Origin of the sequence: Nocardia sp. NPDC052566 (genome assembly GCF_044547285.1) — a bacterium.
Taxonomy (GTDB): Bacteria; Actinomycetota; Actinomycetes; order Mycobacteriales; family Mycobacteriaceae; genus Nocardia.
This window is the reverse complement of record NZ_JBIUAF010000001.1, coordinates 335,473-354,892: the sequence shown is the minus strand read 5'-3', so window position 1 is coordinate 354,892 and position 19,420 is coordinate 335,473. Positions and strand designations below refer to the sequence as shown.

Below are 19,420 nucleotides of genomic sequence, written 5' to 3'. Positions count from 1 at the left end.
GCGCATGGCCGGAGCGAATGCGGAGGTACGCCTAACCGGAGGAGGCGGCCGAACCCGCCCACGCCTGGAAGGCGCCGGGATTGCGGGTTTGCAGCAGCACTCGCCCCGGTCCGACGAAGTCGAAGACGAAGCCCTCACCGGACTTCAGCGACTGGATCGACCGCCCCGACACCGCCCTGCGAATGGTGAAGTTCATCGCGAGGTCGTAGGCGACCACATGTCCGGTGTCGATGGTGATCGGCTCACCGGGCTGCAGATCGATGACGTCGATCGCGCCGAACACCCCGAGCACGATCTCACCGTCGCCGTGCGCGCGCAGGCCGAAGCCGCCCTCGCCGCCGAACAGGTTCGCGAACCCGCCCCACTTGCCTTCCACCTGCACCCCATGGGAATTCGCGATCCAGCCGCCGCGGCTGATGAAGAACGGGCGGTCCGGGGTGATCTGCAGGTTGAGCATGTCGCCGGGCAGCGCGGGCGCCACGTCGACCCAGCCGCCCTGCGGCGGTGCGGTGAACGTCGAGACGAAGAACGATTCGCCCGCGAGCACCGACCGCTTCAGGCCCGCCAGGATGCCGCCTTCGGCCTTGGCCTGCAACGAAACTCCCGCCGAATGCGCGACCATGGCGCCGCTCTCGACCCGCATCGGCTCGCCGCCGGCGAGGAAGCACCGCGCGATCGTCGAGGAGGGGTTGTGGCGCAGTTGTACCTTCATATCCGCCGACCCTACCGCCTGGCGGGATCGGCGCACGTCTGCACAGCGATCGGCAGATCGCGGCCGATCTCGGCGCTACAGCGACCGCAAGGCCTCGTCGCTGCGTGCCACGACCGCCCTGCCGTCGCCGAGCAGCACGATCGGCCGCTCGATCAACTTCGGATCGCCCACCAGCGCCGCGATCCAGCGGTCGCGATCGGCGGCAGTGCGACCCCAGCCGCTCATGCCGAGGTCCTTGGCGATCTGCTCGCCGGTGCGGGTGATCTCCCACGGTTCGGCGCCGAGCCGTTGCAGCACGGCCGCCAGCTCCTCGGCGGTCGGCGGCTGGTCGAGGTAGCGGCGCTCGGTGTAGTCGACGCCCGCCTCGTCCAGGAACGCGACGGCATTGCGGCTCTTGGTGCACCGCGGGTTGTGCCAGATCTCCGTCTTCGCCATGGCAGCAGCCTACAAATGCATCCAGGTCGGCCACACCTGCGACCACGGATGGCGCAGGCCGGTGCACTTCCAGATGACGACGTCCTGGGTGTTGCCCGGATAGCCGAGCCTGCTGTCCACCTTGCCGACCGGCTCGACGGTGTCGAAATCCCAGCGCAGGAACGACTCGTTGACCGCGACGGCGATGACCGCGCTCGCCGTATCCGGTGGCGTACCGAAGTAGCCGTAGCCGCGGCTCGGGCTGTAGATCGGCGGCAGTTCGTCGCGCGCGAACTGCTCTAAAGCGCTTGCCTGCCAATAGGTGTCGGTGAGCACGATGGCGTTCACCTGTTCGGCGGGCCGCAGCTCGCCGTAGGCGCGTACGACCGCGTCGGTGAGTTCGGGCCAGCCGAATTCGCCATAGACGCCGATATCGATGGTGGCATCGGCCTGACTACGCGGCGGCTCGATATCGTCGGCGGACCGCCACGGCGTGGCCCACAGCACGAATCCCGTTGCGATCACCGTCAATACAGCTCCGCCCGCAATGAGCCCACGGCGGCCCGCGGCGCTCAGCCGCCCCGCCGACTCGACCGTGGCGACCGCACCGGCCGCCATCACCGCGCCGAACATGCCCGCGGTGTAATAGATTCGGCCGCCGAGTAACAGGAAGGTCAGTACCAGCAGAATCAGGCTCGCGCCGAGAAACCGGTACGGGCGCAGGGATTCGTTGCGCAACAGCGCCACGACGCCGTACGTCACCAGCACGGCGCCGAGATAGCCCGCGGTCAGCAGCGTCAGCGGGATGAACATCAGCCAGCCGCCGAGCACCCCCTGCTCCCCGCTGATCACCCGGCCCATCGCCAGCTCCGGCCACTGGTGATGGCCCTGCCAGATCAAGCTCGGCAGCGCGGTGGCGACCACGATCAGCGCGCCGAGCCACAGCAGCGGCCTGCGCACCAGCTCGCGCGGCCCGAAGATCAACGCGGTCACCGCGATCGCGATCCAGAAGAACGGGATCAGCCATTTCACCTGCATATCGATCGCGGTGACCAGCGCGGCGCACAGCAGCAGCGGATCCCAGCGGGTCCGCACCCAGCGGATCACCAGGAACGAAACGACCACCCACAGCGCGGTATCGACGGCATTGGTGGTCAGCAGCTTGCCCTGCAACAGCAGGAACGGCGAGGTCGCGTACGCGACGGCGGCCAGCACCTGGGCCGTGCGGCCGCCGCCGAACTCGCGCGCGATCAGCGCGGTGAGCACGATCGCCAGCACGGTGAGCAGCACCGCGGGCAGGCGCAGCATCAGGAACGAGCCGGGCGCGACGGTGTCCATAGTGCGCGCGAGCATCGGCAGCGCGGGCCCCTGATCGGCGTAGCCCCACGCCGGGTGGCGGCCCGCGGCGAGGAAGTACAGCTCGTCGCCGAAGTAGTTGTATCTGCTCGCCGAGAACAGCAGGACGGCCGCGGCCGCGACGGTGACCACCCCGATACCCCTGGTCGCCAGCGGCGGGCGCGCCTCGGGTTCGGCTGTGTTGTCGGTGCGCTCGTTCACGCCAGCTCCTGAGGTGCGGATCCGAGTCGGGACGCGTCGAATGTAGCGGGAAATCGCCGCACCGCCCGGTCACCGCGCTGGCGCGTCCACCTCGGCTTTCGGCCCCATCGATCCGGTTCCCGGTTCGATACTGGAGACATGACCGACGCGACCTCCGGAAATCCTTACGGCACACCGACGACCAGCGGCCCGCAACCGACCATGTCCCGCCAGCGCACGGTCGACAAGGCCGTGCGCACCCTGCTGCGCACCCCCGGCCTGTCGAAACTCATCGGAAGCAGACTGCTGACCTTGCGGCTCGTCGGGCGTAAGACCGGCAAACACTACGAGATCCCGGTCGCCTACACCCGACACGGCGACCACCTGCTCATCGGCACGCGCCAGTGGCCGTGGGTGAAGAACGTGAAACCGGGAACGCCCATCGACGTATCGATGGGCGGCAAACCCCAACCCTACGATCCCATCGTGCACACCGGCGAAGCCGAGGTGATGCGCCTGTTCGAGATCGTCGCCAAGGACAACCGCAAGAACGCCGAATTCAACGGCATCGGCTACAACGCCGACGGCACCCCGAACAAGGCCGACCTCTACCAGACCTGGAAACAGGGCGGCGTCGTCATCGAGCTGACTCCGCGCTGAGCCTCCCCGCCGGATTGACCGTTGCGGTTGGCGCCATGCTGTAGTACAAATGTCTTACACATTTGTACTAGCGAAAGAGCGTGCCATGCAGGTCATTACCGTCACCCGTACGACAACCGCCGCCCCCGAGGCCGTCTGGGAGTTGTTCGCCGACGTCGCAGGGCGGGTGCGCTGGGACGAGGCGCTGGAAGCGATGGAGGGGCCGTTCGAGTTGGGGGGACGCGGGTGGGTGAAGCTGAAGACGCAGCCGCGGCGGAACTGGGAGATCATCGAATGCGTTCGCCCGCAGCGCTATACGGATCGCTTCTTTCTCCCCATGGGCGGGCGGATGGATTGGGTGCACAGCATCGAGACCACCGACACCGGGTGCGCGGTCACCTTCGATATCAGCGTCGGCGGGCCGACCGGGATCATCCTGCGTCCGATCATGCGCGCGATCCTGTCCAAGGAGTTGCCGCCGACCGTCGACAAGCTGGTCGCGCTGGCCGAAGGCTAGCCCGGCCACGGCGCGCTGTGCGACGATGAGCCGATGTCGGCAAGGCTCAATACCGTAGAGGTCCAGGCATTGCGCTGGATCGACCAGTTCGGCACCGAACGGCGACTACCGGATGAGTTCGAGCTCCCATTCCTGACGCTGCTCGCCGAGGGCTTTGCACTCCCCTCCGGCATCGATCAGGCGACGATCACCGCCGACGGGAAGAAGTACCTCACTTCGGTGTGACCACATCGCATCGCTCGATCTCGTTCTCCGGCACCCGATCGATGCGGTACCGGGCGTAACCCAGTGACCGCTGGATGTTGCGACCGAAGCGGTCGACGGTCAGCGGGGCGCGCGTGGAGGCCAGCAGGTCCTGAGTTTCCGGGCAGGTCATGGCGATTCGCGCGCGCGACACCCACCCCTCATCGATGAACCAGGGCATCCAGGGATTCTTGTCCACCATGCCCGCGTCGACCACCGCCCAGTCGGCGTCGAGGTTCTTGTCGTGGCCGATACGGGCATTCGGGAACCGGAAGGTATGCGCGGCAAGCGGATACGCCAATCCCATCGGATCGATGACACGGACGTCGAGCGGCATATTCATGCCGGCCATGCCGAGGTTCAGGTAGTACACGGTATGCCCGGCGCCGCCCGCCGGAACCGGTGTCGGCGGCGGAACGACATGCCAGAACCGGTAGGACGGCGAATTGATCAGCAGGCCACCGTTCGGACTCTTGGCGATATCGCCGATCATCGCGCGGATCCGCGGGTAGTCCAGGTAATCCTCGGCGAGTACCGGGTGCTCGTGGCCGGTGGTCATGGCGTAGTAGAGCCGCTCGTCCGCGATACCCGAGGAGCTGATCCTGTTATCGGAGTCGATGGCGGTGACGCCGGCCGCGAACAGCGCCCAGCCCGCGGTTGCCGCGAGCACGATCGCCATGGCACGGCGGGAGTACGGCAGCGGCAGCACCATCACCGGTAGCAACAGGCAGAACAGCTGCGGCAGCAGCATGCGGCCGTGCATGAAATCGCCGCCGACCCGGATCTCGTAGACAGTCAGCAGCACACCGCTGCCGAGCACGAGGGCGACCACCGCGGCCGGGGTGCGCAGCCACCGGCGAAGGCGCAGTACCGGTTTCGTCTCGGGATCGGACCAGGAACTCGGCGCGTCGATGCGCCGAGATCGCACCACCACGACCGCCGCCACACCCAGCAGCACCAGCGGCACCCACAACCAGTACGGGCCGACCAGATTCCACAGGTAGCCGAATCCCTGCCGCCATTTCGCCCCGCCCGCATCCTTGGCGACGGCCGTATTCGGGTACGGCAGACCGTAATAGCCCATTCGCCAGATCTGGTAGGCGACAGGTACCAAGCCCGCTACGACCACAATCAGCGCGCGAAACATCCACGGCCGCACCGGCAGCGGCGCGCACCAGATCATCAGTAGCGCGAGCGCACCGACCAGCGTCATCTCCGGCCGGATCAGCGGCGCGAGCCCGGCGAAGAAGGATAGGCCGAAAAGACCTGCCAAGCTCGTCTTTTCGGCCAGGCTCCAGCGAATCAGCCACCACCACAGCACCGCTAGCCAGCAGATGACCAGGCCGGACTCCAGCCCTGAGGTGGCGTAGTCACGGACCGGTGGCACCGCGATGTAGACGAGAGCGCCTGCCGGAAGCAGCAATTGGGCCCGGCCGCCACCCCACAGCGTCGCCGAGCCGAGCATGGCGAAGACGATGGCCGTCACCGACAGCGTCAGCGCGAGGCCGAGTACCACATATTCCAGCCGCGCCTGCGTCAGCCAGCCGAAGAACCAGATGAGATAGGTCCAGGCCGTACTGGTGTTGACCTCGACGCGCTCACCGGCATTGAAGACCGGCCCGTTGCCCGCCAACAGGTTTCGCACCGTACGCAGCACCGTCAAGCCGTCGTCGGCGATCCAGCGCCGCTGCCAGCCGCCGATCGCGAAAAGTGCCGCGGTGAGCGCGATCCCACCGACGAGGACGGCGCGAGACGGTCGGCGGGTTTTCCGCGCGACCGCAAGCTCTTCGCTCACCGTCCGCGCGGGCGAGATGATCAGCGTCACCTACGCGCACCGAACGTCACGACACCGGCCACCGCGCAAAGCCGGAGGACACGAAACCGCGTGTCCGCCTGTACGAATAAAACATGGGATCTCCCCCTGATCGGCACGATCGAACCATAGCGCGCGATCGCGACCGGGAACTACCCAGCAAATCTTGGGGCTCACCGAATACGTTGTCGCGAAACACATCCCAGTGACTTCCGCCACTGATACCGGACGCCAACTCCGTACCCGCACACGGCACCGGCGGCGTACACCGAACTCACCGAACGGGAACAGGAGGTGTTCGCCGCCGTCGTCGAGGGGAACTCCGCCGTCGAGATCGCCCAACTCCGCTTCGCCGGCGAATCCACCGTGACAACCCACGTCGGCGCGATCCCGCGCGAACTCGGCCTACGCGACCGAGTGCAGATCGTCGTCTTCGCCTACGAACACCGACTCGTTCGAACGCTTCACGCAGGTCGTGCCTGCCGCACGGCCGCGGCGGCGATGTCGTCGCCCTCCGCGGTCAATCCCGCGACGACACCGTCGATATCGGCCGCCTGCCGATTCTGGCTGAGCTTGAATTTGGCCTCGATGCGCGTGATCACCACCTCGATGCCGACGATGGCGCGCAGCTGCCCCGCGACGAATTTCGGCGGCGCGTCCTCGACAGACCACGGCTGTGCCCGCCCGGCCTCGTGTAGGTTCGTCAGGTCGTGCAGCAGCCGCTCCACCCATTCCGGATCGTCGTGCACGACAAGCCGCCCGTACACGTGTGCGGTGACGTAGTTCCAGGTCGGCACCACCCGCCCATGCTCGGCCTTGCTGGCATACCAGGACGGCGAGATGTAGGCATCCGGCCCGCGCACGATCACCATCGCCTCGCCGAGCACGGGCCGCCGCCACTGATCGTTGTTGCGCGCCAGGTGACCGCGCAGCGTCCCCGCGTCGTGGTCGTGCACGAACGGCAACATGGTCGCGATCAGCCCATCCGGTGTCGCGGTGACCAAATCGGCGGCGCCATGCCGCGCGAGCAGCTCACGAACGCTCGGCTCATCGGGGACGAAAGACGCAGGGACATACATTCGCCCAGTATCACCGCCCCGAATCTCACTCGGCCAGAGCCGCTTCACCGGCACTGGACGTCCCCGATCACGCCATGGCCGACTTCGCCGATGGCACCATCGTTTTCATGACTGTTGTGTTCGTGGACGGCTGGTATGGGCCGGAATCGGGTGACTGGCAATCCATCTGGTGTGAACATCTGCCCGACGCGACGCGGGTGGAGCAGGACGACTGGGATATCCCGGTGTGCGCGGACTGAGTCGCTCGACTGGACGAGACCATCGCCCGGTGCCCACGGCCACCGGTGCTGATCGCACACAGCCTGGGCTGCCCGACAGTCGTGCACTGGGTTGCCGCCGGCGGCAACAGGCCGGTGCGCGGCGCCTTGTTCGTGACACCGGCCGACGTGGAGCGCAACCCCGAGCCCGACGTCCGCGGCTTCGACCCCATTCCCCGTGTGCGACTGCCATTTCCGACGATACTGGCGGCAAGCACCACCGATCGATGGATGACACCGCAGCGAGCATCGTCCTTCGCACACTCATGGGGAGCGCGCCTCGTCGACATCGGCCCCGTCGGACATCTGACCGGAGCGCATGGCCCATGGCCGGAAGGACAGCCGCTGCTCGCGGAACTACTCGCCGATGCCGCGCACTACGACGACCTCGGACATCACGGCCGTTGACCCCGCCGGGCACCCACACGTCCTCGAAATCGAGGGCGCCCGCGTCGCGTGTCGGTCCACTGTTGGGCGGCCGCGAAATACTGTGGCGGGTGCGGCCAACGACCAACTCGTCGGCCCCAGCTTTCCCGGTGACGATCCGGCGGACTTCGAACACTGATACCGTCCGTGGCGCAATGGAATACGGAGGGGAAATGGGTTCATCTGTGCCGAAGACCTATGTGATCGACGTCAGTGCCGAGGCGGGTGGCGCGGGTGATCTCGACACCATCGGCGGATGGCCTGTTCTCGATGCGGATCAGGCGTGGCCGGTATGCGACTGCGGCGAGCGCATGGCGTTGTATTTCCAGGTCCGCGTGCCAACCGATGTCCCGCACTTCGGCGGGAACCAACTGCTCGTCTTCCAATGCCCGGCCGACAGCGATGCCTGCTTCTCCGCCGACACCCAACTGCCGCCGAATTACTGGGATGAACCGCCCGCGAACGACCGCGCGTTCTGGCGGATCCTGTTGCAGCGCAACGGTACCGCGGCCGAGCTGCCGGATCCCTACCTGCGGGCGCACCGGTTGATCCTGCATGAATACGAGGATGTCGAACACGACAACGACCGGCTGCCACTCCAGGATTTCAAGGTCGGCGGCGCCCCCTTTTGGGTACAGGACGCCGAACACTACCGCTGCGCATGCGGCACAGATCTGGCGTTCCTCTGCCAGGTGCCGGAGAACTTCGACTTCCACTCGTATCTGAGAGATCCCGACGAATCGCTCGACTGCCCGTCCTTCGACGACGGACTGCTACTCGGCAACGTCGTCTACATCCTGGCCTGCCCCGCACACTGCCACCCAGCCGCCGCCTACCCGGTCTGCCAGAACTGATCCCCCGCACCCACTGGGAATCCCAGTAGACAACGCCGACCCTGAATCAATCGACGTCGTCGAATGTTTCGAGCTCGGTCCTGAACGAGGTTTCGACGGTGGGTTCGACCAAGACAACGAAGTCGGGCAGTGCGGATGCGGTGGCATGCCCTTGGACGTCCATCGCGCCCGGCTCCGCTTCCCAATCGAGCAGATGGATCGTCACCGCGTACGATCCCGCGGGCATGTCGATCGCCGTCGGCACCATGTCGGCGACGGTCGGCTCGGAATCATGATCGCGAGTTTGCCATCAGGGGCCGACAAGAAACGCGGCCGAAGCAAAGTGAAACGAGTATGCTCCTGTCCCTTTTCAAGGTATAGCGCACCAGGGGGCTTGCGGCAAGACCCCGGTGATGCCGCAGAATCTTCGGCCTGAGGGTTGGGACTGCGGAAATGAGGGTTGTGGCTGTGCGTGTGGGAACTGATGTGGTCATTGTTGGCGCGGGGCCGGCGGGGCTGATGCTGGCGGCCGAGTTGGGGTTGGCCGGGGTGCGGCCGGTGGTGGTGGAGCGGCAGCCGCGGCTGCGGGAGACGCCGAAGGCGCATGGGATCGGCGGGCGGATTCTGCCGGTGCTGCGGTATCGGGGGTTGCTGGAGCGATTCGAGGCGGCGGCCAGTGGGCCGTATCCGCCGCCGCGGTTCCCGTTCGGCGGCGTACATGTGGATCTGACGCAGCTGGCGGATCCGCCGATGCGGGCGCTGCCGATCGCGCAGCGGGAGATCGAGCGGGTGCTCGCGGAGCGCGCCGGTGAACTCGGCGCCGAGATCCGCCGCGGGCACGAGGTGGTCGGGATCAGCCAGGACGCCGACAGGGTGACCGTGGATGTGCAGGGGCCGGATGGGCCGTACCAACTGACCGCGCACTACCTGGTCGGTTGCGACGGCGGACGCAGCCGGGTGCGCGAGCTGGCCGGAATTCCGTTCTCCGGCACCACACTTCCCGAGGTGAACCGTCTCGTCCAGGTGACCGTGCCCGATTCGGTGACCGTGCTCGACAACGGCGATCTCGAGGTTCCCGGGCTCGGCAGGCTCCGCGCCGGATTCACTCGAACGGAACGCGGTGTGTTCGCGTTCGCGGCGACCCCCGAGATGTTGTCGTTCCAGACCACCGAGGACGAATCCGTCGAATACGACGACGACAAGCCGATGACCATGGACGAGGTCGGGGCCAGCGTGCGCCGGGTGCTCGGCGGGGATCTCCCCCTCGGTGAGCCGAAGCGGCTGTCGCGCTACACCTTTCAGGATCGGCAGGCCGACCGGTATCGCGACGGCCGGATCATGCTCGCGGGCGATGCGGCCCACCTGTTCCCGGCCACCGGCACGGCGATCAATGTCGGCATGAACGACTCGGTCAACCTCGCCTGGAAGCTGGCCGCCGCCGTCCAGGGCTGGGCGCCGGACGGCCTGCTCGACACCTATCACGACGAGCGCCACTACGCCGGCGCGCGGGCACGGCTGCAGACCCGCGCTCAGGTGGCGCTGCGGCGCGGACACGACGCGGCCGCCGAGGCGCTGCAGGCGGTCTTCCAGGAACTGCTCACCGATGAGTCGGCCTCGCGCCGGATGGGCGCTCTGGTCGGTGCCACCGACATCCGCTATCCGATGCCGGGCGCCGACCAGCACGCATTGCCCGGCACCTTCGCGCCCGACCTCACCCTGCACACCGACCAAGGCGTCACCAGCGTCGCCGAACTCATGCACACCGCACGGCCGGTCTTCCTCGACCTCGCCGACCGACCGGACCTGCGCGAGATCGCGGAGAACTGGCGGCACCGCATCGACATCGTCACCGCCAAAACCGACGACCGCCCGGCCGACGCCCTGCTGATCCGCCCGGACGCCCACATCGCCTGGGCCACCGACGAATCCACCGCCACGGACTCGCTGCGCCGAGCACTCACCACCTGGTTCGGCGCACCATGACAACGCCCCCACCAGTCGACCATCTCCCCTGACCTCCGGCCCGAACACCCGTCGAGCGCAGTCGAATGGTGGTCCCACCCGGCGTGTCGAACCACCATTCGACCGCGCTCGGCACCGGTGTTCTCCCGGATCAGCGCGGCGACGTCGTCGGCCTGCGAGTTGATGTGCGCCGGGGCTCAGGCGACGCGGCGCACAGCGACTGCGCATCGCGCTGCCACTACAACCCGGTCACATGCGCGACAGGCTCGGCGAGCGCAGTCGAATGGCCCCTCTATACGGCGTGTCGTTGGGCCATTCGACTGCGCTCGGCGTTGTCGCTGAGCCAGGCGTGACAGGCAAGTAATTACTTGCCTATCATGAGGGGCGTGGGTACGGATCCGGGTGAGGTGTTCAAGGCGCTTGCGGACCCTACGCGCCGGGTGATCCTGGACGAGCTGGCCGAGCGCGATGGCCAGACGCTGTTCGAGCTGTGCGGGCGGCTGACCATGCGGCACGGGATGTCCTCCACCCGGCAGGCCATCTCCCAGCATCTGGAGGTGCTGGCCACCGCGGGCCTGGTGACCACGACCAGGGAGGGCCGGTACAAGTTCCACTCGCTGAACCGAGAACCGTTGCGAAATCTGACCGATCGCTGGCTGAAGGAGTAGGACATGCGGATCAACGTGACCAGTGTGCTCGTCGACGACCAGGCGAAGGCGCTGCGCTTCTATACCGACATCCTCGGCTTCGTGAAGAAGACCGACGTCCCGGTGGGCGAATACAGCTGGCTCACCGTCGTCTCACCCCAGGCCCCCGACGGCGTCGAACTACTGCTCGAACCCGACGGCCACCCCGCGGCCCGCCCGTTCAAGAACGCACTGGTGGAGGACGGCATCCCCTACACCTCCTTCGCCGTCGACGACATCGACGCCGAATACGACCGCCTGCGCGACCTCGGCGTCCACTTCACCCAGCCGCCCCTGGACCACGGCACCGTCATCACCGCCGTCCTCGACGACACCTGCGGCAACCTCATCCAGATCGCGGAACACAAACCTGCGTGATAAATCCATGCTGTGGATCTTGATCTGATCAGTGCCCGCACAGCGGAATTCGCGAAACGGTTCGACGCGGAGGCGCCGGTTGTCGAGGCGGGGAGGGTGCCGAAATGGCTTTTACCAGGCGGCGTCCTAGTGCTCCTGCGGCGGCGGCGACCGGTTGTCGTGGTCAATGCCGCGTTCGAGGAGCTGTCGGCGGATGAGAAGGAATGCACACTGGTGAGTGCCGTGGTGTGCCTCGACCTCATCAAGAAACGGCGGGTCTCGCTCACCACCGCCGTGTTGGTCGGTGTAGGGATAGGTCTCGGGTTCGTCGTAGGGGGAGGTCTCGGGGTCGCCTACGGCTTGCACTACATATCGGGGTGGCAATTGGGTCTGTGCGCCCTCGCCGCGGCCGTGATCTATTTCCTGGTGCAGGCCATCGTGCGGGGTCGGCGCATCGTCTATCGGCTCGATCACCGAGTAACAGAGGTAATGGGGCGACCGTTCACTGATCTGATGCTCGACCTCGACCGCCGCCAGCGATCCGAATTCAGTGGCCCCGTGAGCGTCTGTCTGAAGCTGGCCATACCCAGCGAGATCCGGCGGACGCAACGCCTGGACGCCATCTCCTGAACGCAAGAAACCGCCCTCCGGGAGGGCGGTTTCTTGTCTGTTCAGTTGTGGCTGAATACTTTTCAGCCCTTGACCAGCTCAGGGGCGGCGGCGTCGGACTCGTCGACCTCCTGATGGTCCGCCGCACGGCCCGGCAGCAGCACTGCCATCACGATCACGACGATGGCCAGCACCGCCGAGACGAGGAAGGCCAGGCGCATGCCGTCGAGGTGCGCGGTGATCGCGTCGGTGCCCTTGGCGACCAGGTCGCTGCTGCGGGCCGACATCACCGTGACCACGAGTGCCGTACCGAAGGCCGCGGCGACCTGCTGCAGGGTGCCGAGCATGGAGCTGCCGTGCGAGTACAGCTGCATCGGGAGTGCGCCGAGGCCGAGGGTGAACACCGGGGTGAAGGTCGCGGCCAGCGACACCATCAGCAGGACGTGCAGTCCGACCAGCTGCCAGTACGGCATGGTCAGCGAGATCTGGGTGAACCCGGCCAGCGCGACGGCGATCGCGATCGAACCGGGAATCACCAGCACCCGTCCGCCGAAGCGGTCGAACAGGCGCCCGACGGTCGGGCCGAGCAGACCCATCGCCAGACCACCCGGCATCACCAGCAGGCCGGTCGCCAGCGGGCTCAGGCCGCGCAGATTCTGCAGGTACAGCGGCAGCAGGATCATCGATCCGAGCATCGCCATGAACGCGACCGACATCAGCACCAGCGCCTTGGTGTAGGTGCCCGCCAACAGGACTCGCAAATCGAGCAGCGGAGTGCCGCTGCGCTGCAGGCTCAGCTGACGGAACACGAACGCGGCGATGAGCGCGGCGCCGACGGCCACGATCAGTGCGGGCCCGGCCAGTTCGTCGGCCGTGAATCGGCTGAGCCCGAACACCAGACCACCGAAGCCGAGCGCGGCAAGCACCACGCTGAGCGGGTCGATCGCACCGGCTTGCGGTTCACCGACGTTCTCCAGCTGACGCAGGCCGAGCCAGGTGATCACGCCGGCGATCGGCAGCACGAGCCAGAAGAGCCAACGCCACGAGCCCACCTGGAGCACCAGACCGGAAATCACCGGCCCCATCGCGGGCGCCACCGAGATGGCGAGGGTGACGTTGCCCATCACCCGGCCGCGGTCGTGCTCGTGCACGACGGTCATCAGGGTGGTCATCAGCAGCGGCATCATCACCGCGGTGCCACCGGCCTGGACGATACGCCCGAGCAGCAGCACCGCGAACGACGGCGCGACGGACGACAGCACCGTACCGGCGATGAAGACACCCATCGCGACCGTATACGCCCGCCTGGTCGAAACTCGTTGCAGGAACCAGCCGGTGGTCGGGATGACGGCCGCCATGGTGAGCATGAACGCGGTGGAAACCCACTGCGCGGCACGCTCGGTGATATGGAGGTCCTCCATCAGGCGCGGAATCGCGTTGATCATGATGGTCTCGTTCAGGATCACCACGAACGTCGCGAGCACCAGCACCCGGATGACGGTCGGTGTCCGCCCTCCCGAGGCGGGAGCGGATAGTTCGGCGGACATCGGGTTACCTCCGGGGCGTTCGTCGTCGACTGGAAACAAGTGGCCCCACAAGATCGAGTCCGGCGCCACAGTTGTAGTGACGGAACCAACTGCGCGAACTCATCGGGCGCGAATAAGTATTCCGGTAGGCACCGACACAAATCACGCGATTTTCCCGTGGATCCGGGCGCACATCGCCACGAATCCGCTGGTGAACAGCCTTTCCAAAAGATCTTGATCTCGCATCGTGAGCCTCGTCACGTCGGAACAACCGCCCCGGCGGGGCGATTATTCCGACCGATGACGTCTACTCACACAGCCCCGACGTAGGCGTCGGCCACCTCGAGCACCTCGTCGATGATCTCCAGGCCGAGGCGCAGCTCGTCGGCGGACGTCGGCAACGGCGGAGCGATCTGGAAGCGGTTGGCGATATTGAACGGCCAGAGCCCGCGTTCCTTGGCCGCGGCGGTCACCTTCGCCATCGGCTCGGCGGCCGCACCCGAGGCGGCGAACGGGACGAGCGGTTCCCTGGTGTGCGGATCACGGACCAGCTCAAGCGCCCAGAAGAAGCCGATACCGCGCACCTCGCCGACGCTCGGATGCCGGGAAGCCAACTCCCGCAGCCCCTTTCCGAGCACATCGGCGCCCACCGACCGGACGTGATCGAGGATGCCCTCGCGCTCGAAGACCCCGATCGATGCCACGCCGACCGCACAGGCGAGCGGGTGACCCGCATAGGTGAGCCCGCCCGGATACACCGTGTTGTCGTACCGCTGCGCGATCCGCTCGGCCATCAGCACCCCGCCGAGCGGGACGTATCCGGAGTTCACCCCCTTGGCGAAGGTGATGATGTCGGGTTCGACGCCGAACGCCTGCACCGCGAACCATTCGCCGACGCGGCCGAAGCCCGCCATCACCTCGTCGGCGATGTAGACGATGCCGAATTCGTCGCACAGCGCCCGCACACCGGCCAGGTAGCCGGGCGGCGGCACCAGAATGCCGTTGGTGCCGACCACCGTTTCCATGATCAGCCCCGCGATGTGCTGCGGACCCTCCAGCTCGATCACCTGCCGCAGATGCGACAGCGCCGCGGCCGTCTCCTCCTCCGGAGTCGTTGTGCCCCACGGCGATCGGTAGGGGTAGGGCCCGAAGAAGCGCACCACGTCGACGTTCGTCGGCTCGGCGCCCCAGCGCCGCGGCTCACCGGTCAGCCCGATCGCGACACCGGTACCGCCGTGATATGACCGGTACGCCGACAGCATCTTGGTGCGGCCGGTATAGCTGCGGGCAAGGCGCACAGCGTGTTCCACCGCCTCGGCGCCGCCGGTGGTGAACAGGATCCGGTTCAGCTCCCCCGGCGCGCGCTCGACGATCAGCCTGGCCAGCTCACTGCGCGCCTCGTTACCGACGGTCGGCGAAATGGTGGTCAGCTTCTGCGCCTGCTCGACGATGGCGGCGATCAGGTCCGGATGTTGGTGCCCGATATTGACGTTCACCAGCTGCGAGGAGAAATCCAGATAACGCTTGCCCGTATCGTCCCAGAACCACGAGCCCTCGGCGCCGACGATCGGCACCGGGTTCAGCGTTGCCTGTGCGCTCCACGGATAGAAGACGTGATCTACCTCGGTCACTTACTTACCGCCCTCCGTCAGTGTCACCTGACGCGGCGCGAAAGCCGTTCCGGTGACGTCTATTCCACCTGTTTTCAGCAACTCCTGCGCCTTGGTCACGTACTCGTTGGTGAAGGCGCTCGCGTCCGGATCCTTCTTCAGTACCGTGACGCCCTCCTGGTTCTTGGTCTCCCTGGCGATCTTCACGGTGCGGTCCCACGCGGACTTGTCGACCGTGCCTATCCCGTTGGGCGAGGGCCAGATCAGCTTGTTCACCTCGTTGATCTGCCACTGCTGATGGGTGGCACCGAGCGTGCTGCCCGCGGCGACGGTGATATCGCGGCACTTGTCGACATTGTCGCGGCAGAAGGCCCAGCCCTTCAGCGAGGCGGCGAGGAACTTCACCGTCTGCTCCTGGTACTTCGTATCCTTCAGCTTCTCGGTATTGGCCCAGATCGCGTCCTGCAGCATCGCGACACCCTCATCGTTCCAATCGATGGTGGTGAAATCGTCGGCGGTGTAGAGCTTTCCGGTGGCCGGATTCTTGGTCTCCAGCACCTGCGCGTACTCGTTGTACGACATGGCCTGTGCCGCGGTGATGTCCTTGGCGAGGAAGGCGTTCATATCGAACTGCTGCTGGACCAGCTTCACATCCTTGGCCGGGTCGATGCCCGCCTTGGTCATGCCCGCGAACAGCTCGAATTCGTTACCGTAACCCCAGTTTCCGACGGTCTTACCGCGCAGCGCCGACGCGCCGGTGATGTTCTCCGACTTGAACGACACCTGCTTGGTGCCCGAGCGCTGGAAGACCTGCGCCACCTCGGTGATGCCCGCACCGGCCTCCCGCGACGCCAGCGCCTTCGGAACCCAGGCGATCGCATAGTCGGCCTGCCCCTGCGCGAGCACGGTCTGCGGCACGATATCGGTTCCGCCGTCGAGGATTTCGACGGACAGCCCCTGCTCCTTGTAGAAGCCCTGATCGACCGCGGCGAGATAGCCTGCGAACTGGCCCTGTTTGAACCACTGCAACTGCAGGCGGACCTTGCTCAGCCCGTCCGCGGTGGTGCCACCCGCGCTATCGGTCGTGCTGCAGCCGGTGAGCGCGGCGGCGGCCAGTGCCGCCAGCGCCAGACAGGCGTACCTCCACATTCGCTCCGGCCGTGCGCGGGTCTGCGGACGGGCTTCGCCCGACAGCGCCAGACAGGCGCGCAATCGCTGGGTGGTACGTGTCATTTCGTTCTCCATGCGGTGTTGAAAAGTCCCTTCGCGGTGAAAGGGCTCGGCGGGCGTGGACGTCGGGTCAGGTGCTCGATGACGAGCACCACGGACAGGAACAGCAGGCCGACGAGCATCGCGCCGACGACGTACGCCCATGCCCTCGGATAGGCGGTATTCGCCGCGGCGGAGGTGATGCGGCTACCGAGCCCGTTCTGCAGGCCGCCGAAGTATTCGGCGATGATCGCCGCGATCACCGCGCCCGGCGCCGCGATCCGCAGGCCGGTGAACAGATGCGGCAGCGCGGCGGGCAGCCGCACGGTGCGGGTGACCTGCCAGCCACCCGCGGCATAGGAGGTCATCAGGTCCGCGTGCACCTGCGGTACCTGGCGCAGCCCGCGCGCCGTGCTGACGAACATCGGGAAGAACACCACGATGGTGACGACCATCCGGCGCGGAGTGTCGGTGGTGGTCGAGTACATCGAATTCAGCAGCGGCGCAAGGGCGACGATCGGCACCGCCGCCGCGGCGGCCGCCAGCGGGGTGAGCAGCCCGTCGACCACGTGGAAGCGCACCGCGAACATCGCGGCGACGATCCCGCACACCGAACCGAGGATCAGGCCGATCAGCGCGTTGGTTCCGGTCGCGGTGGCGGCGTCGAGAATACGGCCGAAGTTGTCGGTGAATTCCCCCGCGATCGCCGTCGGCGAGGGGAGCAGGAACGACGGGACTCCCGCGGCGACAGTCAGCAACTGCCACAGCGCAAGCCCTGCCACCCCGAAGATCAGCGGTGGCAGTACCGATTTCACCTGCGCGTTCATCGGACGACCTCCCCGCGACGCGCCTGCCCCCGCGTGGTGCAGGCACCCTCGGCGACCAGGGGCGCGTGAACGACCGGCGGCCGCTGCTCATTCATCGGAGATCCCGTCCGGCGACGGCACGATCGCCCTGTCCACCGTGCAGCGCCTCGCGTACTGCCGCGACGGCATCGAAAAATGCCGTGCTGGAACGAACCTCGTCGCCGTCGTCGGCGCGGCCCCAGCCGCCCGTCGGCACGATCTCGGTGATCCGGCCCGGCCTGGGCGACATCACGACCACCCGATCGGACAGGAACACCGCCTCCGGGATCGAGTGCGTCACGAAAACCACTGCGGCACCGGTCTCTCCGGTGATCCGCAGCAACTCACCCTGCATCCGCTCACGCGTCATCTCGTCGAGCGCGCCGAACGGCTCGTCCATCAACAGCAGGGATGGTTTGCGCGCCAGCGCCCTCGCGATCGCGACACGCTGCTGCATACCGCCGGACAGTTCCGCCGGATATCGCTTGGCGAACTCGGTGAGCCCGGCCATCTCCAGCAATTCCGCACTGCGCGTGCGCCGCTCACGTTTGGCCACCTTGTGCAGCTCGAGCGGCAGCTCCACATTCGCCTGGACCGTGCGCCAATCCAGCAGGCCCGCCTGCTGGAAGGCAATGCCGTAGTCCTGGTCGATCCGAGCCTGCCGCGCCGTCTTGCTGTGCACGGCGACGGTCCCACTGGAGGGCTGCTCGAGATCGGCGATGATGCGAAGCAGCGTGGACTTGCCACAGCCCGAAGGACCGATGAGCGAAACGAATTCGCCCGCCGCCACCGTCAGCGATACATCCGACAGCGCGGTCACCGCACCGGCGGCGAAGATCTTGCCGACATGGGAAAGCTGAACCGCCGCCAACCGCTCGGCCGCACCACCTGTCTCGCCGGCCACCTCCGCCGTACCAGCGGCGGGCGGCGCCTCCGAGCCGGATCTCGACCCACCGGCCCCCGCCGCTGCGGCATCGGCACTGTCCACCCCCACCGAACCAGCGGTCGGCGGCACCTCCGAATCGGATGTCGGCCCACCGCCCTCCGCCGCTGTGGCATCGGCACTGCTCGCCTTCGCCGAACCGGATGTCGGCCCGCCCACCTCGGCGGCCGCAGCGTCGGCACTGCCCGGTCCTTCGCTGCCTTCGACGACCGCCGTGCCTACGACGCCCGCGCCGTCCGCGCCCGCCTCTTCCGATGCGGCACTGATCTTTCCGTCGGCGTCGGCCGGTGGTGTGTGCGCGGTCAACGGGTACCTCCTGATGAGCTGCCGACCCCCGCGGGGCGGCTGTAGCGCCGGAGCGCGAATTCGACAACAGCGATCACCGCGGTGACCGCCACGCCCAGCAGTGCTGCGGCCAGCACCGCCGCGTACAAGCGGGCGGAATCACCCGTCGCCTGCTGGGCGAAGACGATGATCTGACGCCCGATGCCGCCCGCGGTGCCGGTGGAGATCTCGGCGACCACCGCACCGATCACCGAGGCGGCGGCGGCGAGCCGCAGCGCGGGCAGCAGATGCGGCACGGCGGCGGGAAACCGCAAGTGCACCAGTGTTTCCCACCAGCTCGCCGAATAGCTGTGCAGCAGTTCGACCGAGGCCTTCGCCGGCGCCTGCAACCCGCGCAGCATACCGACCGCGACGGGGAAGAACGCCAGATAGGAGGCGATCACCGCGATACTCATCCACGGCCGCCACGGCTCGCCCGCGATGACGATCTTGCCGCCCCACCCGGCGACGAGCGGCGCCAGCGCGATCAGCGGAACCGTCTGCGAGACAACGATGTACGGCAGCAGCCCACGCTCGACGAAGCTGAACCGCTGCATCAGCACGGCGAGCAGCACCCCGACGACGGTGCCGATCGCCAGGGCGAGCAGGGCAAGCCCCAGGGTGAATCCGGCAGTACGCACGAGCGTTGCTCCCACCGTGCCGCTGCCGTCCCGCTGTCCGAGCACCGTGAACACCGACCACACATGTGGCAGCGCGGCATCACTGGTACGCGGCAGTATCCGCTGCTCCCCGATGCTCACCCCGCGCTCGGGCACAAAGAATTTCACCAGTTCCCAGAGCGCGACCACCAGCGCGAGAGCACCGGCCGCATAGGCAGCGCGCACGGCCCGCACCCGTATCGTACTCATCGAAACTCCTT

At 67.0% G+C, this 19,420-nt stretch carries 20 protein-coding genes and 2 pseudogenes; 10 read left to right on the top strand and 12 right to left on the bottom strand.

Annotated elements, in window-relative coordinates:
* Positions 1-31: 31 nt before the first annotated feature.
* The 3 genes from ACIG5A_RS01590 to ACIG5A_RS01580 all read right to left on the bottom strand — a co-directional run bounded on the left by ACIG5A_RS01590 (position 32) and on the right by ACIG5A_RS01580 (position 2,683).
* Entirely contained in the window at positions 32-712 is a 681-nt protein-coding gene (locus tag ACIG5A_RS01590; protein ID WP_397236518.1) for a TIGR00266 family protein, read from the bottom strand.
* 75 nt (positions 713-787) lie between these two features.
* Positions 788-1,147, bottom strand: coding sequence for an arsenate reductase family protein (locus ACIG5A_RS01585; protein ID WP_397236516.1), 360 nt, complete (start codon positions 1,145-1,147; stop codon positions 788-790).
* A gap of 9 nt (positions 1,148-1,156) precedes the next feature.
* On the bottom strand, positions 1,157-2,683 hold the full coding sequence (locus tag ACIG5A_RS01580) for an ArnT family glycosyltransferase (protein WP_397236514.1): 1,527 nt from the start codon (positions 2,681-2,683) through the stop codon (positions 1,157-1,159).
* Positions 2,684-2,821: 138 nt separating this feature from the next.
* Here ACIG5A_RS01580 and ACIG5A_RS01575 point away from each other — a divergent pair, with 138 nt between their 5' ends.
* The 3 genes from ACIG5A_RS01575 to ACIG5A_RS01565 all read left to right on the top strand — a co-directional run bounded on the left by ACIG5A_RS01575 (position 2,822) and on the right by ACIG5A_RS01565 (position 4,043).
* Positions 2,822-3,322 carry a nitroreductase/quinone reductase family protein gene (locus ACIG5A_RS01575; RefSeq protein ID WP_397236512.1) on the top strand — a complete coding sequence of 167 codons (501 nt, stop codon included), beginning with the start codon at positions 2,822-2,824 and terminating at the stop codon, positions 3,320-3,322.
* 85 nt (positions 3,323-3,407) lie between these two features.
* Positions 3,408-3,818, top strand: coding sequence for an SRPBCC family protein (locus ACIG5A_RS01570; protein ID WP_397236510.1), 411 nt, complete (start codon positions 3,408-3,410; stop codon positions 3,816-3,818).
* Positions 3,819-3,851: 33 nt separating this feature from the next.
* Entirely contained in the window at positions 3,852-4,043 is a 192-nt protein-coding gene (locus tag ACIG5A_RS01565) for a hypothetical protein (protein WP_397236508.1), read from the top strand.
* On the opposite strand, the gene zomB is transcribed toward ACIG5A_RS01565, so the two are convergent.
* A complete protein-coding gene (gene zomB / locus ACIG5A_RS01560) occupies positions 4,030-5,856 on the bottom strand; it encodes a flagellar motor control protein ZomB (RefSeq protein ID WP_397238772.1) in 1,827 nt (608 codons plus the stop codon). The two genes, ACIG5A_RS01565 and zomB, sit on opposite strands and share 14 nt — an antisense overlap.
* 300 nt (positions 5,857-6,156) lie before the next feature.
* Between zomB and ACIG5A_RS01555 the strand changes: the two are divergent.
* Positions 6,157-6,300: pseudogene (locus ACIG5A_RS01555) on the top strand (LuxR C-terminal-related transcriptional regulator); the annotation flags it as partial.
* A 38-nt stretch (positions 6,301-6,338) separates the two neighbouring features.
* On the opposite strand, the gene ACIG5A_RS01550 reads toward ACIG5A_RS01555, so the two are convergent.
* Positions 6,339-6,953 (bottom strand): FMN-binding negative transcriptional regulator, encoded by a 615-nt coding sequence (locus ACIG5A_RS01550; RefSeq protein ID WP_397236506.1) that lies wholly within the window; start codon positions 6,951-6,953, stop codon positions 6,339-6,341.
* Between the two features lie 74 nt (positions 6,954-7,027).
* Between ACIG5A_RS01550 and ACIG5A_RS01545 the strand changes: the two are divergent.
* Positions 7,028-7,618 (top strand): annotated as a pseudogene (locus ACIG5A_RS01545) (RBBP9/YdeN family alpha/beta hydrolase).
* 191 nt (positions 7,619-7,809) lie between these two features.
* Positions 7,810-8,490: a hypothetical protein gene (locus tag ACIG5A_RS01540; RefSeq protein ID WP_397236504.1), complete on the top strand. Its 681-nt coding sequence runs from the start codon at positions 7,810-7,812 to the stop codon at positions 8,488-8,490.
* 46 nt (positions 8,491-8,536) lie between these two features.
* Here the strand turns inward: ACIG5A_RS01540 and ACIG5A_RS01535 are convergent, their stop codons facing one another.
* Positions 8,537-8,737 (bottom strand): hypothetical protein, encoded by a 201-nt coding sequence (locus tag ACIG5A_RS01535; RefSeq protein ID WP_397236502.1) that lies wholly within the window; start codon positions 8,735-8,737, stop codon positions 8,537-8,539.
* 218 nt (positions 8,738-8,955) lie between these two features.
* Between ACIG5A_RS01535 and ACIG5A_RS01530 the strand changes: the two genes are divergently transcribed.
* The 4 genes from ACIG5A_RS01530 to ACIG5A_RS01515 all read left to right on the top strand — a co-directional run bounded on the left by ACIG5A_RS01530 (position 8,956) and on the right by ACIG5A_RS01515 (position 12,104).
* Positions 8,956-10,452 carry an FAD-dependent monooxygenase gene (locus ACIG5A_RS01530; protein ID WP_397236500.1) on the top strand — a complete coding sequence of 499 codons (1,497 nt, stop codon included), beginning with the start codon at positions 8,956-8,958 and terminating at the stop codon, positions 10,450-10,452.
* 356 nt (positions 10,453-10,808) lie between these two features.
* Positions 10,809-11,099 carry an ArsR/SmtB family transcription factor gene (locus ACIG5A_RS01525; RefSeq protein WP_397236498.1) on the top strand — a complete coding sequence of 97 codons (291 nt, stop codon included), beginning with the start codon at positions 10,809-10,811 and terminating at the stop codon, positions 11,097-11,099.
* A 3-nt stretch (positions 11,100-11,102) separates the two neighbouring features.
* Positions 11,103-11,495 (top strand): VOC family protein, encoded by a 393-nt coding sequence (locus ACIG5A_RS01520; protein ID WP_397236496.1) that lies wholly within the window; start codon positions 11,103-11,105, stop codon positions 11,493-11,495.
* A gap of 159 nt (positions 11,496-11,654) precedes the next feature.
* Complete coding sequence (locus ACIG5A_RS01515; protein ID WP_397236494.1) at positions 11,655-12,104, top strand: hypothetical protein; 450 nt, start codon at positions 11,655-11,657, stop codon at positions 12,102-12,104.
* A gap of 62 nt (positions 12,105-12,166) precedes the next feature.
* Here ACIG5A_RS01515 and ACIG5A_RS01510 read toward each other — a convergent pair whose 3' ends face one another.
* The 6 genes from ACIG5A_RS01510 to ACIG5A_RS01485 all read right to left on the bottom strand — a co-directional run bounded on the left by ACIG5A_RS01510 (position 12,167) and on the right by ACIG5A_RS01485 (position 19,409).
* Positions 12,167-13,630, bottom strand: coding sequence for an MDR family MFS transporter (locus ACIG5A_RS01510; protein ID WP_397236492.1), 1,464 nt, complete (start codon positions 13,628-13,630; stop codon positions 12,167-12,169).
* Positions 13,631-13,920: 290 nt separating this feature from the next.
* Positions 13,921-15,240 (bottom strand): aspartate aminotransferase family protein, encoded by a 1,320-nt coding sequence (locus ACIG5A_RS01505; protein WP_397236490.1) that lies wholly within the window; start codon positions 15,238-15,240, stop codon positions 13,921-13,923.
* The gene (locus ACIG5A_RS01500; protein WP_397236488.1) at positions 15,241-16,452 is read right to left on the bottom strand and encodes an ABC transporter substrate-binding protein; all 1,212 of its coding nucleotides are present in this window, start codon (positions 16,450-16,452) and stop codon (positions 15,241-15,243) included.
* Entirely contained in the window at positions 16,449-17,255 is an 807-nt protein-coding gene (locus ACIG5A_RS01495; RefSeq protein ID WP_397236486.1) for an ABC transporter permease, read from the bottom strand. The genes ACIG5A_RS01500 and ACIG5A_RS01495 overlap by 4 nt, the downstream gene beginning before the upstream one ends.
* 91 nt (positions 17,256-17,346) lie before the next feature.
* Entirely contained in the window at positions 17,347-18,522 is a 1,176-nt protein-coding gene (locus ACIG5A_RS01490; RefSeq protein ID WP_397236484.1) for an ATP-binding cassette domain-containing protein, read from the bottom strand.
* Positions 18,519-19,409, bottom strand: coding sequence for an ABC transporter permease (locus ACIG5A_RS01485; RefSeq protein WP_397236482.1), 891 nt, complete (start codon positions 19,407-19,409; stop codon positions 18,519-18,521). Before ACIG5A_RS01485 ends, ACIG5A_RS01490 begins: the two co-directional genes overlap by 4 nt.
* Positions 19,410-19,420: the final 11 nt, after the last annotated feature.